The sequence below is a fragment of the Bartonella sp. AP20NXHL genome, from assembly GCF_042196165.1.
Classification (GTDB): Bacteria; Pseudomonadota; Alphaproteobacteria; order Rhizobiales; family Rhizobiaceae; genus Bartonella.
Genome location: NZ_JBHIPV010000018.1, coordinates 1 through 16772, shown reverse-complemented (window position 1 = coordinate 16772; position 16772 = coordinate 1). Strand labels below are relative to the sequence as shown.

The 16772-nt window shown below is 35.5% G+C and carries 8 protein-coding genes, 1 tRNA gene and 2 pseudogenes; 7 read left to right on the top strand and 4 right to left on the bottom strand.

The window, feature by feature from the left end; translation table 11 throughout:
* Nucleotides 1–1096 precede the first annotated feature (1096 nt).
* Nucleotides 1097–1300, bottom strand: coding sequence for a phage tail assembly protein (locus ACFILL_RS07995; protein ID WP_375643656.1), 204 nt, complete (start codon nt 1298–1300; stop codon nt 1097–1099).
* A gap of 862 nt (nt 1301–2162) precedes the next feature.
* On the opposite strand from ACFILL_RS07995, the gene ACFILL_RS07990 reads away from it, so the two are divergent.
* The 4 genes from ACFILL_RS07990 to ACFILL_RS07975 all read left to right on the top strand — a co-directional run bounded on the left by ACFILL_RS07990 (nt 2163) and on the right by ACFILL_RS07975 (nt 8198).
* Entirely contained in the window at nt 2163–3359 is a 1197-nt protein-coding gene (locus ACFILL_RS07990; protein ID WP_375643657.1) for a multidrug effflux MFS transporter, read from the top strand.
* 262 nt (nt 3360–3621) lie between these two features.
* On the top strand, nt 3622–4353 hold the full coding sequence (locus ACFILL_RS07985) for an alpha/beta fold hydrolase (protein ID WP_375643659.1): 732 nt from the start codon (nt 3622–3624) through the stop codon (nt 4351–4353).
* The gene (locus ACFILL_RS07980; protein ID WP_375643660.1) at nt 4350–6524 is read left to right on the top strand and encodes an isocitrate/isopropylmalate family dehydrogenase; all 2175 of its coding nucleotides are present in this window, start codon (nt 4350–4352) and stop codon (nt 6522–6524) included. The genes ACFILL_RS07985 and ACFILL_RS07980 overlap by 4 nt, the downstream gene beginning before the upstream one ends.
* Before the next feature lie 867 nt (nt 6525–7391).
* The gene (locus ACFILL_RS07975; protein WP_375643661.1) at nt 7392–8198 is read left to right on the top strand and encodes an N-acetylmuramoyl-L-alanine amidase; all 807 of its coding nucleotides are present in this window, start codon (nt 7392–7394) and stop codon (nt 8196–8198) included.
* Nucleotides 8199–9446: 1248 nt separating this feature from the next.
* On the opposite strand, the gene ACFILL_RS07970 is transcribed toward ACFILL_RS07975, so the two are convergent.
* The gene (locus tag ACFILL_RS07970; protein WP_375643663.1) at nt 9447–10643 is read right to left on the bottom strand and encodes a porin; all 1197 of its coding nucleotides are present in this window, start codon (nt 10641–10643) and stop codon (nt 9447–9449) included.
* A gap of 315 nt (nt 10644–10958) precedes the next feature.
* Here ACFILL_RS07970 and ACFILL_RS07965 point away from each other — a divergent pair.
* A tRNA-Ser gene (locus ACFILL_RS07965) sits at nt 10959–11049 on the top strand.
* 84 nt (nt 11050–11133) lie between these two features.
* Here the strand turns inward: ACFILL_RS07965 and ACFILL_RS07960 are convergent.
* Together ACFILL_RS07960 and ACFILL_RS07955 are read right to left on the bottom strand one after the other, a co-directional pair.
* Nucleotides 11134–11273 (bottom strand): annotated as a pseudogene (locus tag ACFILL_RS07960) (integrase); the annotation flags it as partial.
* A 1245-nt stretch (nt 11274–12518) separates the two neighbouring features.
* Entirely contained in the window at nt 12519–13739 is a 1221-nt protein-coding gene (locus tag ACFILL_RS07955; RefSeq protein ID WP_375643664.1) for an MFS transporter, read from the bottom strand.
* A gap of 1613 nt (nt 13740–15352) precedes the next feature.
* Here ACFILL_RS07955 and ACFILL_RS07950 point away from each other — a divergent pair.
* Together ACFILL_RS07950 and ACFILL_RS07945 are read left to right on the top strand one after the other, a co-directional pair.
* Nucleotides 15353–15943, top strand: coding sequence for a hypothetical protein (locus tag ACFILL_RS07950; RefSeq protein ID WP_375643665.1), 591 nt, complete (start codon nt 15353–15355; stop codon nt 15941–15943).
* Nucleotides 15944–16653: 710 nt separating this feature from the next.
* A pseudogene (locus tag ACFILL_RS07945) lies at nt 16654–16772 on the top strand (late control protein); the annotation flags it as partial.

Below are 16772 nucleotides of genomic sequence, written 5' to 3'. Positions count from 1 at the left end.
GGAATGCGAGTTTCCATGTTTTATCTCCTTGAATATGCTGGAGATACAATGCCTTTTTGCAAATTATGTTCCAAAAGTGAATAGATATGCGCCAAAAAGGACAGAAAACATCGAAAACAAGACGGTGATCATTAACTTAAAATTCTTCTTACATGACTCCAGTCTAGAACTGATAATACCAGTTTATCGAGAATTTTAGTTGATGGGGGGATAAACGGTCTATGAGGAATAAAGGAATGGCTCTCTTTTCCCGTTCTGTACTGCAATGTTTAAAAGATTGAATGTCGTTGTGAAGTTTAATCTTTCCCCCTTAGCTTAAAAGTAAGCTCTCTTAATGCTTTTCTTTCAAGTAATGTCCCAGATACTGCTTGAGGAAAACTTTGTAAACGCTTTTCCATCATTGATTATGTTTGAAGGTAAAAAGTAAAATTCTGGAGTCTTTATTTTATTATTCATTTTTTTGTAAAAACAGCGCGTCTTCTAAAATTTTAGTTTTTTATATTGTACTTATAATTAAAAGAATGCTTCAATTATTCAAAATAAATATCAAAAGTATTCAATTCAAAAAGCTATGAGAGATAAAAGAGAAGGAAGAAACATTAGTGTTCTAAGCTGTTTTTCCTTCTCTTATTGCTCTATATCAAAACAATGCTAGAAAAATTTTCTAAGTTCTTTGAGTAAAAACTCCCAAAACCAGAGAGGAAAGTTGAAAAGTTTTGAGACAATGTCCAAAAGTTTCGAGATTCTCTCCAAAGGTTGTTTTTTAGTTTCGCCCGTAGTTTTTTTATACGATGTAAGAGCACTTTGATTTGAGAGATAAATTTGGTTCGATGGACCATCTTGTACTAAGAAAGTGCATTTTGTAAAGGTCATGCGTTCCACCTTTATGACGTAGGGATTATGAACTGTAATCGGTTCATAGGTGCTACAGGTTTTCACTTTTGCATTTGCAGTTGTTCATGTCTTCTGTTTCAAATGTATTTGTGTAAAGGTTACTTGTGCGTTTTTCGGGTTTACTGTCGATTAAAATACATTCATCCATTATGCTTTTTATGGGTGCATTTACTTTGTTTAGCATTTTATCAAACTCTTTTAGTCATTCTTTTATTAAAGGCCCGTAAATGTCTTTAATGTTTAAAAAATCACGAACACCAAGTTTACTGATGGCATTATAGGACCACCCTGAAAGACATGCGATCATTTCAATTGATTGCTCGTCACCTTCTTTGCTCTGTATTGCTTTTAAGTCTTTAAATTTCGGGCGGCGTAAGGTGATTTCTGTGTATGTCTTTCCTTCCACTTTAATAGGTACAAGTAATTGCTACATGGCTCGTTCTGTTATATTCATTACTAGCTTCTCCTTGCTTTCTAAATTAGATGCAGAATGATTTATCAAATTTTTATTATAGCATGTTTGTCAATAGCTTAGGCAATAAACTTTGTGCTGGCTATGTAGAATGAAATTCTAACAAAATGGACAAGATGAATTTAGATTTTAGAGCGAGATAGAAGCACAATTTGCTTTATGATATTAGTGGGCTATTAAGTTTATTTGCTCAATTATTTGTGTTGATAAAGACTTCTTCATGAGCCATTATTATATGCTGTATTGTTACAATAATATTTGCGTGGGGAGTTTTGAGGAAAGGGAGTTTGTGGCTTCTTTTTTCTTTGAGCGTTGTAAACCAATTCTGATAAAAGATGTTGTCGGGAAAGTGATGTTGTTATCATGGAGAGGGATAGAGTTTGGGAGCGTTTTTGTTGATGATATCAATGAAAAAAGCTGATGAAGATAGGGCAACATGAATACAACAAAATGCGCTATTTCGGATTGGGAAATATATCTCTAAAGGGGAGTTTTGATCTTTTAGCTTCTTTTGCGTATAGTTTTAAAATTGCGATTTGCTATGCTTTAAAATTAATTATAAAGTGAAGCACTAAGTGTTTATTTACGTGTTGAGTGTGTGCGTGCGGATCATACACTGGATTTATGTATCAACAAGCTGAATTATTCTCGAATAAAGTAAAAGAATAAAGAAAATTGATTATTTTATTCCCTGTGGATAAAGTTAAAATAGCTTTATATTTATAAATATAAATTATTATTTTTCTATAAACGTAAAATTTAAATATTTTTAAATTTAAGAAATGTGACTTTCCTGATGAAACATAAATATACATTACCATTCATTATACTTATCGTATGTTTATCAACAGGAGGTTTGATTTCTACCGATATTTTTTTACCAGCACTGGGCGATATGCGTCAATATTATCAAGTGACACAATCTCAAATTCAAAGTGCAGTGGCGGTTTTTTTGTTGGCATTGGCACTTGGACAGCTCATTTATGGGCCGCTGAGTGATAATTTTGGGCGTAAAAAAACACTTCTATTGGGCTTATTCTTGTGGTTATTTACGACACTTGGTGTGATTTATACGGTTCATATTCACGCTTTTCTTGTGTTACGTTTTTTGCAAGGTCTTGGTGCTTGTGCGGGACTTGTCTTAAGTCGTGCAATTATCAATGATTTGTTGGATAAAAAAGCGGCTGGAAAACTTTATTTGATTGTTTTCCCTTTTATTGGAATGTCACCAGCGCTTGCACCTTTCATTGGTGGACTTTTGATACAGGCTTTTCATTGGCAGGCAACTTTTATCTTTTTAAGCTTTTTTATATTTTTGACCATTTTGCTATGTTGTTTTGTGCTAAGCGAAACTCTACCCCCTCAAAGGCGGCAGCATTTTTCTCCTATAGGATTGATGAAGGCATATTTAGGTGTTTTCAGAAATAAACAATTTATTTTTTATGCACTTATTCCGTGTTTTTCTTACGCTGCCTATTTTGCTTATATTGTGGAGTCGCCTTTTTTACTCACGACTTTGGGGTTATCACCGATACACATTAGTTATAGCTATATTGGTGTTTCGTTTCCCTATATTCTGGGAAATCTTTTGGCGCGATGGTTTTTTGAACGCGAGTCTATGGAAAAGACTGTGGGCAGAGGGTACATTATTTTTGTGATAGGTGGTGTGCTGTTTGCTTTGCAAATGTATCTAAGCCCATGGCCCCTTGTGACAAGTTTTATGGCTATTGCTGTTCTTACTTTTGGAAATGGTTTTTTATTGCCGTTAGGAACAGCGTTGGCTATTTCATCGCATCCGAAAGCTGCGGGAGCGGCTTCTGGTGTTATGGGATCTTTGCAATTAGGAAGTGCGGCACTCAGTGCAGCGGTTATCGGAAAAATCTCTGGTCATAGCCCACGGGCTATGGCAACTTTGTTAGCTGTGTGTTGTATGATTGGTTTTATCATTTATATTCAAAAAGCGCGTCATTTTATGACTTCAGAAATAAGCTGAGTGAAATGATAAAAAGAAAGCATTATGCGGAAATGCTTTTGATGTTTTACACAAATGGGGCACCTGTACATTAGATGAATTTTTTTTATTAAGTTGCTGGATTGAGTGGGTTTAAAATTTGTTACAAGCTTAGTTTGAGTTTAACAAATCGATTATTATGAGGGGAGAATATGAGCATAGAGTTTCAACATATTTTCATTATATTGGGTAGGAAAAGTTCTGGCTCTAATGCATGTTTAAAAATAAGGGGAGGAATTGATCAATGGGACTTCCTATTATTATTCTTTCTCCTGTAATGCCAATTTGGGATGGTGGTGTTTTTTGTTCTCCATTGACAAAGCTATGTTCAACAAAAGGATTCCCTGTCACTCTGCTGGATACGCTTTCTCTTTTTCCTAAGGGTTCTCATGTTCTCAATTATTCTGCTGTAGACATTTTATCTTTTATGGCAGAAAAACTTAAAAGCTATTTTAAAGAGCCCGCAGTGCTTGTGGGATTTTCTATGGCTGGAACATTGGTACAAATATTGGCAGCCCAGCTTCCCAATGTTCAAGCTGTGCTTGCTGTGAATGCACCTGGCTATCCAGATAAGGTTTTGCAACGGCGCCTTGGAGATATTCTTGCCTCCTTAGAAAATAATGATTTATCGGGGGCTTTGGAAATACTCAATGGTTTTATGCATCCTTCTGGCATTATGAAAAAAAGAATTTTATTGGAGATTCCCGATAAACAAAAAAGCGTGGCAATTGAACGCATGACAAGAGGGTTTAAACTCTTATTAGAAATAGATGCTAGAGATGAAATAGTTAAGTATAAGGGGAAGTTTTTAGCTTTAGTGGGAGAAAAGTCGCAACTTGCAACGGTAGATAATCAGACAAAAAGTCATAATCTGAACCATGAATATAAGCTTATCTCTGGTGCTGGTACGCGTTTGTGGGAGGATAATCCTACTATGACGGATGCAGTCATTGATGAGTGGATGGAGGGACTATGAAAAAGAAAGTTCTTGTCTTACCTGGTGATGGGATAGGCCTAGAGGTTTGTGATGCTGCGTTGATGGTTTTAGAGCAATTTCAATTGCCGATTGAATTGACTTATGGTGATATTGGTTTTGAATGTTGGAAACAGGAAGGAGATTCTGTCCCTCAAGCGACTTGGCAAAAAATTACTCAGAGTGATGCTATTTTACTTGGTGCTGTGACCAATAAAAGAAAAGAAGCGGCTTTAAAAGAACTTGCACCGCATTTAAAAGAGAAAAACCTTGCCTATGTTGCTCCCGCACTTCAACTTCGCCAAAAGTTAGGTTTGTTTGCAAATATACGTCCTGTAAGATACATCTCTGGTCCGAGAAAACCTTTTCATTTTTGTGTTATCAGAGAAAATAGTGAAGGCCTTTATGCTGGATTGGATTTTCGGGGTATTTCTCCTGAAAAAGCCGTTTGGCTAAAACATCCAAATTTGACAAAATATGGGCTTGAGGAAGCTGCGTGGACAGTCCGTTTGCAGACACGCTTTGGTTTAGAGCGGTTATTTGAATACGCTTTTTCTTATGCAAGGAAATATAGCTTTAGGCGCGTTACTTTTGCTGATAAGCCCAATGTTATGCGAGAAAGTGGACAATTTGCTCAGGAAATTTTTGAGAAAATTGCGCAAAACTATCCGGAAATTGAAGCAGATATTCATAATGTTGATGCGGTTGCTTTGTGGATTGCAACCAAGCCAGAGCGGTTTGGTGTGATTGTTGCTGAAAATATGTTTGGCAATATTCTCTCTGATCTTGGCTCTGGGATAATGGGGGGATTGGGGCTTGCATCTCATGCGAATGTGGGGAGCGAGATTGTTTGTTTTGAACCTGTTCATGGAAGCGCACCACGTATTGCTGGACAAAATAAAGCAAATCCTTCTGCGATGCTTTATACCACGGCTTTACTCTTAGAGCATTTAGGCTTTAAAGATGCAGCAAAACAATTATCTGAGAGTGTTGATCAGGTTATTCGTGCTGGAAAAACCGTTACCTATGATCTTGGAGGTGTCGCCTCTACCCGTCAAATGGCTGAAGCTGTTCGCAATTCTCTTGTGAAGCCTGTCTTTGTTTGTCGTGCGGCGATTATCACTGTTGGTGATGAACTCCTTTCAGGACAATATTTGAATACGAATTTACAAGATTTAAGCCAAAGCTTGAACAAGAGAAATATTCAAGTCACACGTCATTTTGTTTGTGCTGATCAATTACAGCAAATCAGTGAGACTGTTGTTGCTTGTCTTGGACAAGAAGATCTTATCATTATCAGTGGGGGATTGGGACCAACATCAGATGACATAACACGCGATGGAGTTGCTCAAGCTGTAAAGCAGCCTTTACTACATCATGAAGATGTTTGGCAAACAATAAAAGGTCAATTACAACGATTAGGGATTTTGGTGGATAAGAGTAATGCGCGTCAAGCATTGTTTCCTGAGACAGCAACCGTGCTTGATAATCCTACAGGCACAGCACCAGGCTTTTATCTCTCTTGCGATGGAAGTACGCTTGTTGTTTTGCCTGGTCCACCATCACAGGCTCTTGCGCTTTTAGAGAATTATTTAGAACACAATGAGAAGAAATATTCTTCTGTATCGCGTGCGGGGTATGCATGGACTTTGATTGGAATTGATGAAAGTACAATTGCGCAGTGGGTGGATGATCATTTTGAAAATGAACCCTTTGAACGGCATTTTTTATGGAAAAGCCCCTATGTTCTTGTACAGCTTGTTGGTCAATCAGAAGCGCCCTTGGAACAACATTTCGTGGAAGAATTTGAAAATCATTTTCATCCCTATTTGGTTGGTGCAGAAGTTACTACTGCTTGTAAACAATTAGCAATGCACGTTGAGGTTCATTGGTCTGCCAATGATCCGCGGCTTTTAGAATATTTTCAGCCCATAGAAAAAGGTAAACAAGATATTCCACTGCTTGAGGTTGAAGTGAGCCTAGAGCCTTCTTTGGAGACATTAGAAAATCAAGCAGAAAGCCTTGGACATGCTACCATGGCTATACGGATGAAAGGTTATGGTGAGGATCATATTACTTTTCCCTATACGCGACCACTTTTAGGTGTCGTCTTACAAGAATATGCAGCTTGGGCTGTCTTAAAAAGAGTTTTGAAAACGGAGAAGAAAAAATGAACCTCTATGGGGACGTAACAATATTTCTTAAATTATTAAACGTTCTATTATAAGAAGTATTTTGATCCTTTTCTTCAGTGGTTTTTGTCTATAGGGTATTTTTTCTTTTGATGTGTCATTAAATGACTTTGATTGATTCAAGATTAAGAAAAACTTTACGATATTAGGTTCGCTACATTCAATATTTATAATGATTAATTATGATTATAAATCAATATGTTATATTTCATAGAGCTGATGACAAGGAATCCAGAGACTTCATGTGCCTCAAGCGTTGTAGATAATTCAGATTCTTTGTAAATCAAAAAGCGATGGTGTGAAAAGACAAGAAGTCGTGTCATTTACAGGAAAGTTTTGCAAATTTTATTGAACAATATGTCCGTGAAGAGTTTTATTGTGAACATGTGCCGTTCCGTGATCTGATAATAAATTGCTGTAAAGAGCTCATAAAATTTTTCCTTTAAGTTTTTGTGTGATTGCATGATCGTTGGGTGTTCGCTTCCGAGGGGCGATATTTTTCAATTTGATAACAGGAAGAACTATTTTTTCTGTAAGACGTGAAGATTTAATGAGTGATCATTTTACGCTTTTGTTTTCCTTTCGATTGGTAATTTGTAGGAATTTGTTTGGGGAAAAGATTTAATGCGGTGTATTTGTGAATGTGGTTAAAAACATTTTACGCGTGTGTGGGGGAGAAATAAAAATGTGTCTTAATTGTTGATAAGAGTGTCAATGTTTTTGATGAACAAATTTTAGGCGTAATTCTTAGTATCTAGATTAGGAAGTTCATTGCGAAATTTTTAACAGTTCGTGTCCTATCTGTTGTGGTGCGCAGTGGTCTTTTTAAGCAACAAAGAAAGGGCTTTTATGTATCAGATTGATTACAACAGTTATCGTTCTGTCAAGAGTTTTAATCGTCGCGTTCGTTTTCTCGTCATGCATTATACGGCTCTTGATTTTAAAGCCTCGATTATGGCGCTTACAGGAGAAAAGGTTAGTGCACACTATCTTGTTCCTGATCCTTCAGAGCGGACATATCGTGAGGCAGGCTTTAAGGACATGCGTATTTTTAATCTGGTCGATGAAAATGAGCGTGCATGGCATGCGGGTGTGAGTTCATGGGCTGGGCATAGTCATCTCAATGATGCGTCTATCGGGATTGAAATCGTTAATTTAGCGACGGGTCATTCTGAGTCTCCAGAAGAGACAGTTGATTTTATGGCTTTTCATGATGAGGGGGGGATATTTCCTCCTTATAATCCAATACAAATTGATGCCGTTAAGGAACTTGCCTTAAATATTCTTCAACGGTATCCCGATATTATGCCAACTGATGTGGTGGGACATAGTGATATTGCCATTGGAAGAAAAAGTGATCCAGGAGCAGCTTTTCCATGGAAAGAACTTTATAAGGCAGGTATAGGAGCGTGGTATGATGATGAACTAAAAAGTCATTATCAAGAGCAATTCTCTAAGAACTTTCCACCCAAAGAAGATGTTTTGGCGAAGCTAAAATGTTATGGATATGACATTTCTGCTGCGTGTCCCCAAACAGGATACAAAGATTTGATCCGAGCATTTCAACTTCATTTTCGTCAAGAAAATTATGATGGGATTCTAGATGTTGAAACAGCAGCAATTCTTTATGCATTGGTTGATAAGTATTTTCCGTGAATTCAATGCGTTTTAATTGAAAATATGGCTTATGATTACGTGTAAGCCTTTTTGTTATCAAGAGAGGCTGCTTTTTGCCAATTGGCTTTATGTAAAAAAGGCATTAATCGTGTAAAAAATCCCCTGTACGGTATAAGGCGTTTTATGGAAACATAACTCTGAAAGCTCTATGATTTGCAGAGATTAAATTTACTGTTTCTTTGTCTTATATTTTGCTTTCTTTAAAAACGCGTAAAGTCAAGATGTTGCGTATATGATGGCATGCTCCTTACGCAGGATAAAACGCTTCAAATAAAATGGACTTGTGTTGTATATTTTCATGCTTGTTTTAAAGCAATGTCTTTTAATGCGTATTACAACACATATTTTACAGCGACGTTTATAGAGAATATAATCTAAAATCCTCTATGAAGTGTATCCTCATTTTTATGCTTAATAAAAGTGCCTAGCACTATCGTACATTTTGTCAGATCTCAATGTTACTATAGCCCTTGGAGTTTAAAACGATTCATAAAAGGGTTTTCTTTACTCGTTTTTATTCACACGGCTCTCTCCGCTTGTTGTACAAGTGAAAGGTTTTGGTTGATTGAAACATGAAAAATAATAAATTATGATTATAAATTAATGTGATGTAGGTTCAGGAAAAATAGGGGTATTTACAGATTGCTCCTGGTAGGGGCTTTATTCTTTAGAAGGGGAAGAGGTCAATTCATTTTTTGAAGATATATCGCTTTTCTCTTTTATTGCTTTAGGGAATATTTGCATCGTTTTGACAGCATGTTTCTTGATGATTAAGTGTTTTAATGAAGCCGTGTTATAAAACATTGTGTTTTAGAGTGTTGATAGAAGACACATTCAGGCATATCAAAAACACAATGATGTCTTGTTTTTTTCAATATTTTATCTGTTCAGTACAGAATTGACCAGAGAAGTTCATGACCTAAATTAACAAAGGTTAGAAGTAAATTGCTAAGAAAGACCAATTTTGTCATAAAGCAAAAGGGTTTGCTCATGCTTTAAAGGGCAAGGAAGAGATTGTGTTTGAAGTGATGTGTAAACGCCCGTATGCAGTGCTCTTATCAAGCATATCAGGGTTAATCTTCTGAGAGTAGTTTTATGAAACTAAGTCGTTTTTTTCCGAGAGACAAGACAATACGTATCAGGAAAAGATATTCATGATATTTGATTCCAAAAATAAAAACTGGCAAACCATGTTGCCAGTTTTTAAAAGCTGTAGCTTAAATAGGATTAGAATGAACGCTGTAAACGGATCATACCTTGAAAAGCACTTTTCTTATTGAATAAATGTTTTTCATCATTATTTTTATCCGTCACAACGCGATCATCGTTCCAAGAAACATAGGTTAATTCAGGTGTAATCACAAATCCTGGAACCAGCGTGTATGTAATATTTACAGAAGTTGCAAAGGTTTTTACAGCACTATAAGAAACTTGAGCATTCAAATTTGCTTTTGGAGTAAGCTTGTAAGTGGCACCCGCCCAAGCAGCCCATTTACCACCCCAGTTTGCATAAATCGTTGTGCTTTGTCGTGATAATTCATCATTTTCATTTACTGTGTAGTAATCAAGGCCATTTTTATAACCAGCCATTACCCATAGATTGAAACGATCGTTGACATTGAAATCTGCACGTACTTTTCCAGCCCACTTTTTGTAGTAAGCATCATATGCTGCAACTGCTGAAAAACCACCCCATTTTTGCATGAACTTTATACCCAAAATCACATTCGGGGTGTAATTTTTAATTGCTTTACTTGGAAGAGTACCCTCAGTGATAGAAACAAGCTTATCATCTTTATCAATGTAGTATCCTGTTATTCCTGGAAGAAAATCTGCATTATTGCCTAATTCAGCGCCGATAATAGCAGAAAAGCCGGAATCACCATTAAAGGTGTAGGAAATAAAATTGGTGCGTGTTGTGCCGGCAGGCGCTATGCTGTCATCATTGAGAACATCTCCATAATCACCAGTCCAGCTGTTGAAAATTGTGTCATCAAGACCTACGCGAAAACCACCCAGTTCAATGTAAGCCGCGGCAAGCTTTGCAGCAGCGTTGTCTCTACCATCACCCCAGTTTGAATAAATTCTTGCATATGAACGAAGTGTTCCCATTTCTGTTTCAGAAGCTGCTTGAAAAACAAGGGTGAGCCGTGATGCGGCGCCGTAGGTTTTTCTTTTGTCTCTTAGTTCAGTTTCGGTTGTTGCATCGATATTATTACCGCCTATAAAATCAGTACGAACATTTCCTGATAAACGCATGCAGGTTTCTGTTCCAGGGATATAGAAATATCCTTTTCCGTAGGCATCACAAACGCGAATATATTCTACAGGTTCGGGTTCGGCGATAACTGTTGAAGCAGCATGTGCTCCAGAAATTGCTAAAAAAGCTGCTGTAGAGCTTAAAAAGAGGGATTTAATATTCATATGGGATCTCCGCGGTCCGGTTAAATTTCTTCTAAAGAGTACCATTTGCCTAACGCATTAAGGACAAAGACATAAGTAAAATACGCAGCACTTGTTATCTTAGCTATAACTAATCTTTTTAGAGTTTCAAATATGAAATTACCTTTTTGTAATATATATATGTACTATTCGAGATGCTGTGGTAAAAAAGACACAATTCTTGTTTTATTAACTTTTGCTCCCTATGGGATCAATAGGAGAAAAATTTTCAGATATTTGGGAAAAAAATCGAAAATGTCTTGAACTTTCTGTTGATACCATTTATGCCTCTCTGTTGGAGAGGTGGCCGAGTGGTCGAAGGCGCTCCCCTGCTAAGGGAGTAGGGCTCAAAAGGCTCTCGAGAGTTCGAATCTCTTCCTCTCCGCCATCTATTGTTATAAAAGCAGTTGATTGTGTATAGGAATTTTGTTTTCAGTGATTTGTGCTCATTTGCTTTTCTACCAATCTCAATTTTGTGAAGTTTTTTGATTGCTTTTCTTGCTAGGCGTTTTCTATCAGCTACTCTGCTATAGAGTGGTGCTATTTTATCTTCCTTCCATCTAAATTTATGTGCGAAATTGTAATACCTGTATTAGCAGCGCGTGTGGTTGCTCATTTTCTTAATTCCTGTGTTGATTTTTAATTTTATGTTTCATGAAACAAGTTACAAAAATTTCTTTTCTAATGGTGTAAACTAAAGCAAAACCAATGGGGGATATTTTAAGCGCAAGATGTTTCATGTAAATCGCTATTGTTGATAAAGGAGAAAGCGAAGCTCTGTTATAGCAATCACATTGACGTTGCACATTTTTTAGCTAAGGATTGCTTATTTATTTTATGGATATAGGGAGCAGCATGAACGTTTGTAAGAATAAGCGGCCGTAAAGCTAGATATGTTACGGATTTGGTTCTACAAAGTGTTTTTGATCTCCCTATGTCGTTTCAATCGTTTGGTGGCATATTTATTATTTTATAACGTTGTTTTGCTAAGCTTTTGCTTTTGCGTGTCAATCAACACCTATTCCTTATACAACGGCATATTTGAGATCAATATTTAAGATGGTTTACTGCTTTATCGGTTATGTCAGCTTTTATATATCAAATAGGGGAGAAAATATTGTATATATCTGTTAGCGAGTTATTTCTAAAAACGGAAGGATCTTTTAATTTTGAAAAAAATATGAAAGCGGAAAAGATGGAAATGAGCTCCCATTTTTATCATCATCTTATTAATTCAGTTTTACAAATTTCATGAATCTCTATGGTCGTGTCTTTTAAATAATGAAGATTGCGTATCTCACGCTTTTGTTTATCCCGTTGGGATTATGCCTCTCATATAAAAAGCATGTCCTAAACACAAATATACTTGTGTTGCCAATTTATGCACTTGTTTTAAAGAGATATCTTTGCAATGTGTATAAGCCCATTTTGCGACGCCACCTCGTAAATGGTATAAAACACAAAAGTTTCTGTGAGACACATAAAGCCTTATAAAGCCACACCATTTATATCCTTATGAAGATGCAAAGAGGCATATTATATATCTGCCTTCCTGTTGTTATAGATTTTAACTATGAGAGTTCATAAAAGGCATTTTTTCTTTTCTAAATTGTTTTTATCTATACGGCTTTCTCCACTTATGATGTGCAAGCAAATGATTTTGATTGTTTCAACCATAAAAATAGATTTGAAAAGAAAGAATCTTACAATATTCAAGTTTGGTATATTATGATTATAAATCAATGTGTTGCTTTATATTTGCATTGTATATTGAAAGTTGGATGTGGCAATGCTCTCAAAAAAGTATCGATTTCTTTTAGAAGAAAACATTGTGGGTGAAATGTTATGGTTTTCCTCTCATAGAGACTTTTGAGAGTGTTTCATCCATCTCATGACAACCAAACCACACATGAAAAAAGTAATGGTCGGTAATATTAGGTAGTAAGACGGAGAAACTTTTGCAGGAAGAAAAGAAATAATACTCAATACTGTAATTGAAAATATTCTTCCGCTAAAAGAGACAGCACCAACAATACCAGAAATATGTTGCGTTTGTTTTTGGTTAAGTTCTGAGAAAAATAAGCTTTTTGCCCCGATCGGTACAGTGCAAATAAATCCATGGATTAAAGAGAAGGCGATGACTGATGCAGCAGTTTGATGGCTATGAACTAAAAAATAGAGCGCTATGCACATCAGAGCAGAAAAGAAGGAAAAATATTTTATAGAATTCTTATATTTTTTATCAAGAACATGATACTTAGACATCAGTAAATTTGAAAAATATTGTGCTGAAAAGGCTCCAATATGGCAGCACATCAAGACGAGCATTTGCGAACCGTTGAGGTGATGAATTTTTCCCCCTGAAAGTATTATCGGTTGCCAGAAATGATAAATAATCTGAATACCAGCGCTAAAAAGGCACATGAGGAAAATAAACCATGCTCCTCCTACTGTATTTTGAAATATCCAGAGCGTTTCCTTGGCATTGTGCAAGATTGTTTTTGTTTTGGACGTTTCAATTGTCGTTTTCTTTTCTTCAGGAACAATAAGGAATATCAAAAAAATAAATCCCATCATGAGGCATGAGATAATATATCCCATAAAATATTGTCCAGAGTAATAGATCGTTCCAATTCCTACAATCCCACTGAGAATACTTCCAAAAGAGTTAACCTGGTGGTAGAGATGAGCATAATGCGAAAAGTGATCCTGTTTATCGCCTAGAGAATGGTAAATCCATCCGTCAATGGCGCTGACAATGATGCAAATGCCCGCTGCATAGAGAATTTGCGCAATAATAAGTGCTGTCATATTGGGAGCTTGAAGGCATAAAATATAAAATACTCCTGTCATAAAGACCCCAGCCATAACGGAATATTTACGCCGATATCTGTCAGATAAAACAGCGCAGGGAAAATCAAGCAGCAGAATAGTGGTGGAAAAGACAACCTGAAGCAGAGCTAATTGCGCCAGACTAACTCCCATGGACATTAAAAAAATAGCATGGTAAACGCCGATCAGCATGCGGACAGCATTATAGGAGCCATAGTTGAGAGCAAGGGCGCGTGGTCTGTTCATTGTGTTGTTCCATAGATTGTACAATAAGAATTTCCACTGAAAAGAATATTTTTCTGTGAAAAGGTAGCGGTTTCATATCCCCATTCAGGGATCAGTGGAAAGCTGTTTTCCATAACCACCCCAAAATTAAAAAGGTCCCTTAGTCTATATGAGACTTCAAAGCGTATTAATGAAAGGAAATGATGCAATTTTAAAGTGATTATGAGGAGCAACATAAGCCTCATAAATGAGATTGTCATCTTTTGAGGGGGGGTGCTTGTGGGGCTGTTGCTTTCATAGCAATCATTTTGTCTAGATCTGTAAAATGACCCTAGGACGGCAAGATCATTGACATAATTAGAACTTATAGAGGCTTGTTTATTTTTTATATACCATTTACTGATCCATTCTCTTTGCTGATTAGGTGAAATAGCACAAATGATCCATAAATCGGTTTTTGGTAATTTTTTGATATCTTTTTTTATAATCATCAACATTTGTAATCCCCCCCCTTTCTTTCTGACTGTTTCTCCGTATCACTTTACGTCTAAAAAAGTTTTTTTCAGAATTCATCTTTACTTTATTTATTAAAAAGATTGTCTCGCAAGGTGCTTTTTAATCCCGTCATTACGATTAAGAATTAAATTCCTGATATAAGAGGAAGAGTGCATGATATATTGTGACTAAATACATAAATCCCTCTGTATCCTGAAATGACAATTTCCTTTTGCAAAACAGTATCTTTAATGGAAGCTCGATAACCGTTACGTTGATTATGGAAATGATAACCTAAAAGAGTGCTTATGAGTGCTTGAAGATATTCTTTAGATATTACAGACAGGACAAGAAAATAGTTTAAAAAAATCAAACGTGGGATGAAAGCTTTCATCTTATGATGGGTAATGGTGAATTTTAAACTTCATCTACTGTTTTTTTGAGCTACTGTGCTGTAAGAAAGATCAAACTCCCCCAATTCATGTCTCTAATTTAGATCATTGATCATAAATATTATATACTGTCTTTTCAAATTATAACTTTGCTCATTGTTTGTCTTCACTGATTAAATCAACATTTCTCTAAAAATGCCGCTTGAGAAAAATGCATTCCATCAGTTTAATACTCTATGATCTTTTAATTAATTTAAGGAAGATAGCATAAAATATACGATAAAAAATGAATAAATTTCAATCTTTGTAAAAAAACACAAACTTTTTACTGCTGCTGATAAAAAACAAAGCTATATTAAAAGTAGCCTTTATACCCTTCAATATCATTGGTTGTGTTTATCTGTTTTGTCTACTCATTATTTCACCATTGTTAATATGATTGTTAATCAAAATATCATTTTTGAATTATTTATAGCATCGTATTAAACTCTTTTAAAGTCATGGATAAAAGATTAAATTACTCCTCTAGAGATATAAAACTAGATAGAAAATTCCATGGCTACTCTGTTGAATAAATTAGTTTTTATAGATTTACTCTATGTGTAGCGTATTTAATTGTTGTACAACTTATCATTTTTTATTTTTATTGTAGATTATTTAAAATAGATTTAATAAATTTCATTATGAATATTTTGATATGAATTTATATGTCTATTTAAATTGTTGTGTTCAGAGAAAAATAAAAAAATGTTTACAAAAAAAGTTCTGTTTAGAGAAGGCTTATTGCTTATCATATTTTTGCTACCATATTTTTTGTCTACCTCGCATGGCTATACGGGTATAGATAAATTATTTTGTTCCACAGTGGTTAGGGAGCGCGATGATGCTGTTCAAAAGTTGGATTCAGTCAAGTTTGAAAAAGAAAATGCTGAACGGGGATGGAGCGATACCGTAAAAATATTGAATGTGATGGTAGACGACTTGAAGAGAATAGCTCTTGAACAGCAGGAACTCTATTTGGCATTGCTGAAAAATATGCCAAACAACAAACAACTTTCTTATAAATATCAAACAACTCTAAAACGCAATGCTGCGGTTTTTGAGCGGATCGAGAAGGTTTTGACTATATTTGAGCATGTTGAGAAAAGGACAGAAGCCTTTCGAGGGCTAGGTGAAGCAAATAAGCATAAAGATCAGTCTCAAATGTTACATTACTTAGAAGTGATTTCTGAACATCATGGACATGTTGATGGACTCAATAAAGAAGTTGAAAGGCTCAATCACGAAGTTGATAGTTTAAACAATAGGCTTCAAAATTTGAAGAAAATATCTCGATAAGAAAACAGAAAGTTGTTCATTGATGCAAATGAGGAAAAATGCATGAGATCATGAACAACGATTTCATTGAAAAAGGAATGAACGGTGGGATTTGCAATAGTACTCATCATATTCGTTATGGTTATTATAGGGACTCTTTGTTTTTTGTGTAACAGAAACTGTGAAAGAGCGGAAAGAGATAGATGGAAAAGATATGGAGAAGCACCAGAAACACGCTCCGAAAATGAAAGAAAAAAATGAGACCAGTATGACAATACAAGAAACATAACCATTTCATGAGACACTTTAAAATCCAGATAATAAGGTTTTGGGAGTCTCTTCAGCATTTGATAAAGAATCTGAAGTTTTAGCGTTTAAAGAAGTTATGGTCCTTTCATCGAAGGAATATAAAATAATCATCTGCATATTTGTTATCATTTTGGCAGTGGACTTTGTTATCCAGATGTTGGATAAGGTTATTATCCAAGTATTGGATGGGGGCAGAGAGTTTGATATCTTTACTTTTATATGTATTTTTAGCTTATTTATTTTGATCTGTTGTTTTATGGCTATCCCGATTATTTTAATTTTACACAATACGATTGAGGAAAAAATTGAAAAAAATACTTCAGCAATATAAACAGATTTGAAATGAGAGAATCTTACAATATTCGGGTCTCTCATTCAATATACAAAACAGTAAATTATCATTATAAATCAATGTGTTGTATAATAAAGCCGATACATTTGAAGCAGAGTTTGATGATAGTGGCAATGATTTAGAGGTTCCCTCAAGCAATAGTGCGCTACAGGTGATCTTTGGTTATGAGAACAGCATCAGTGCATTTAT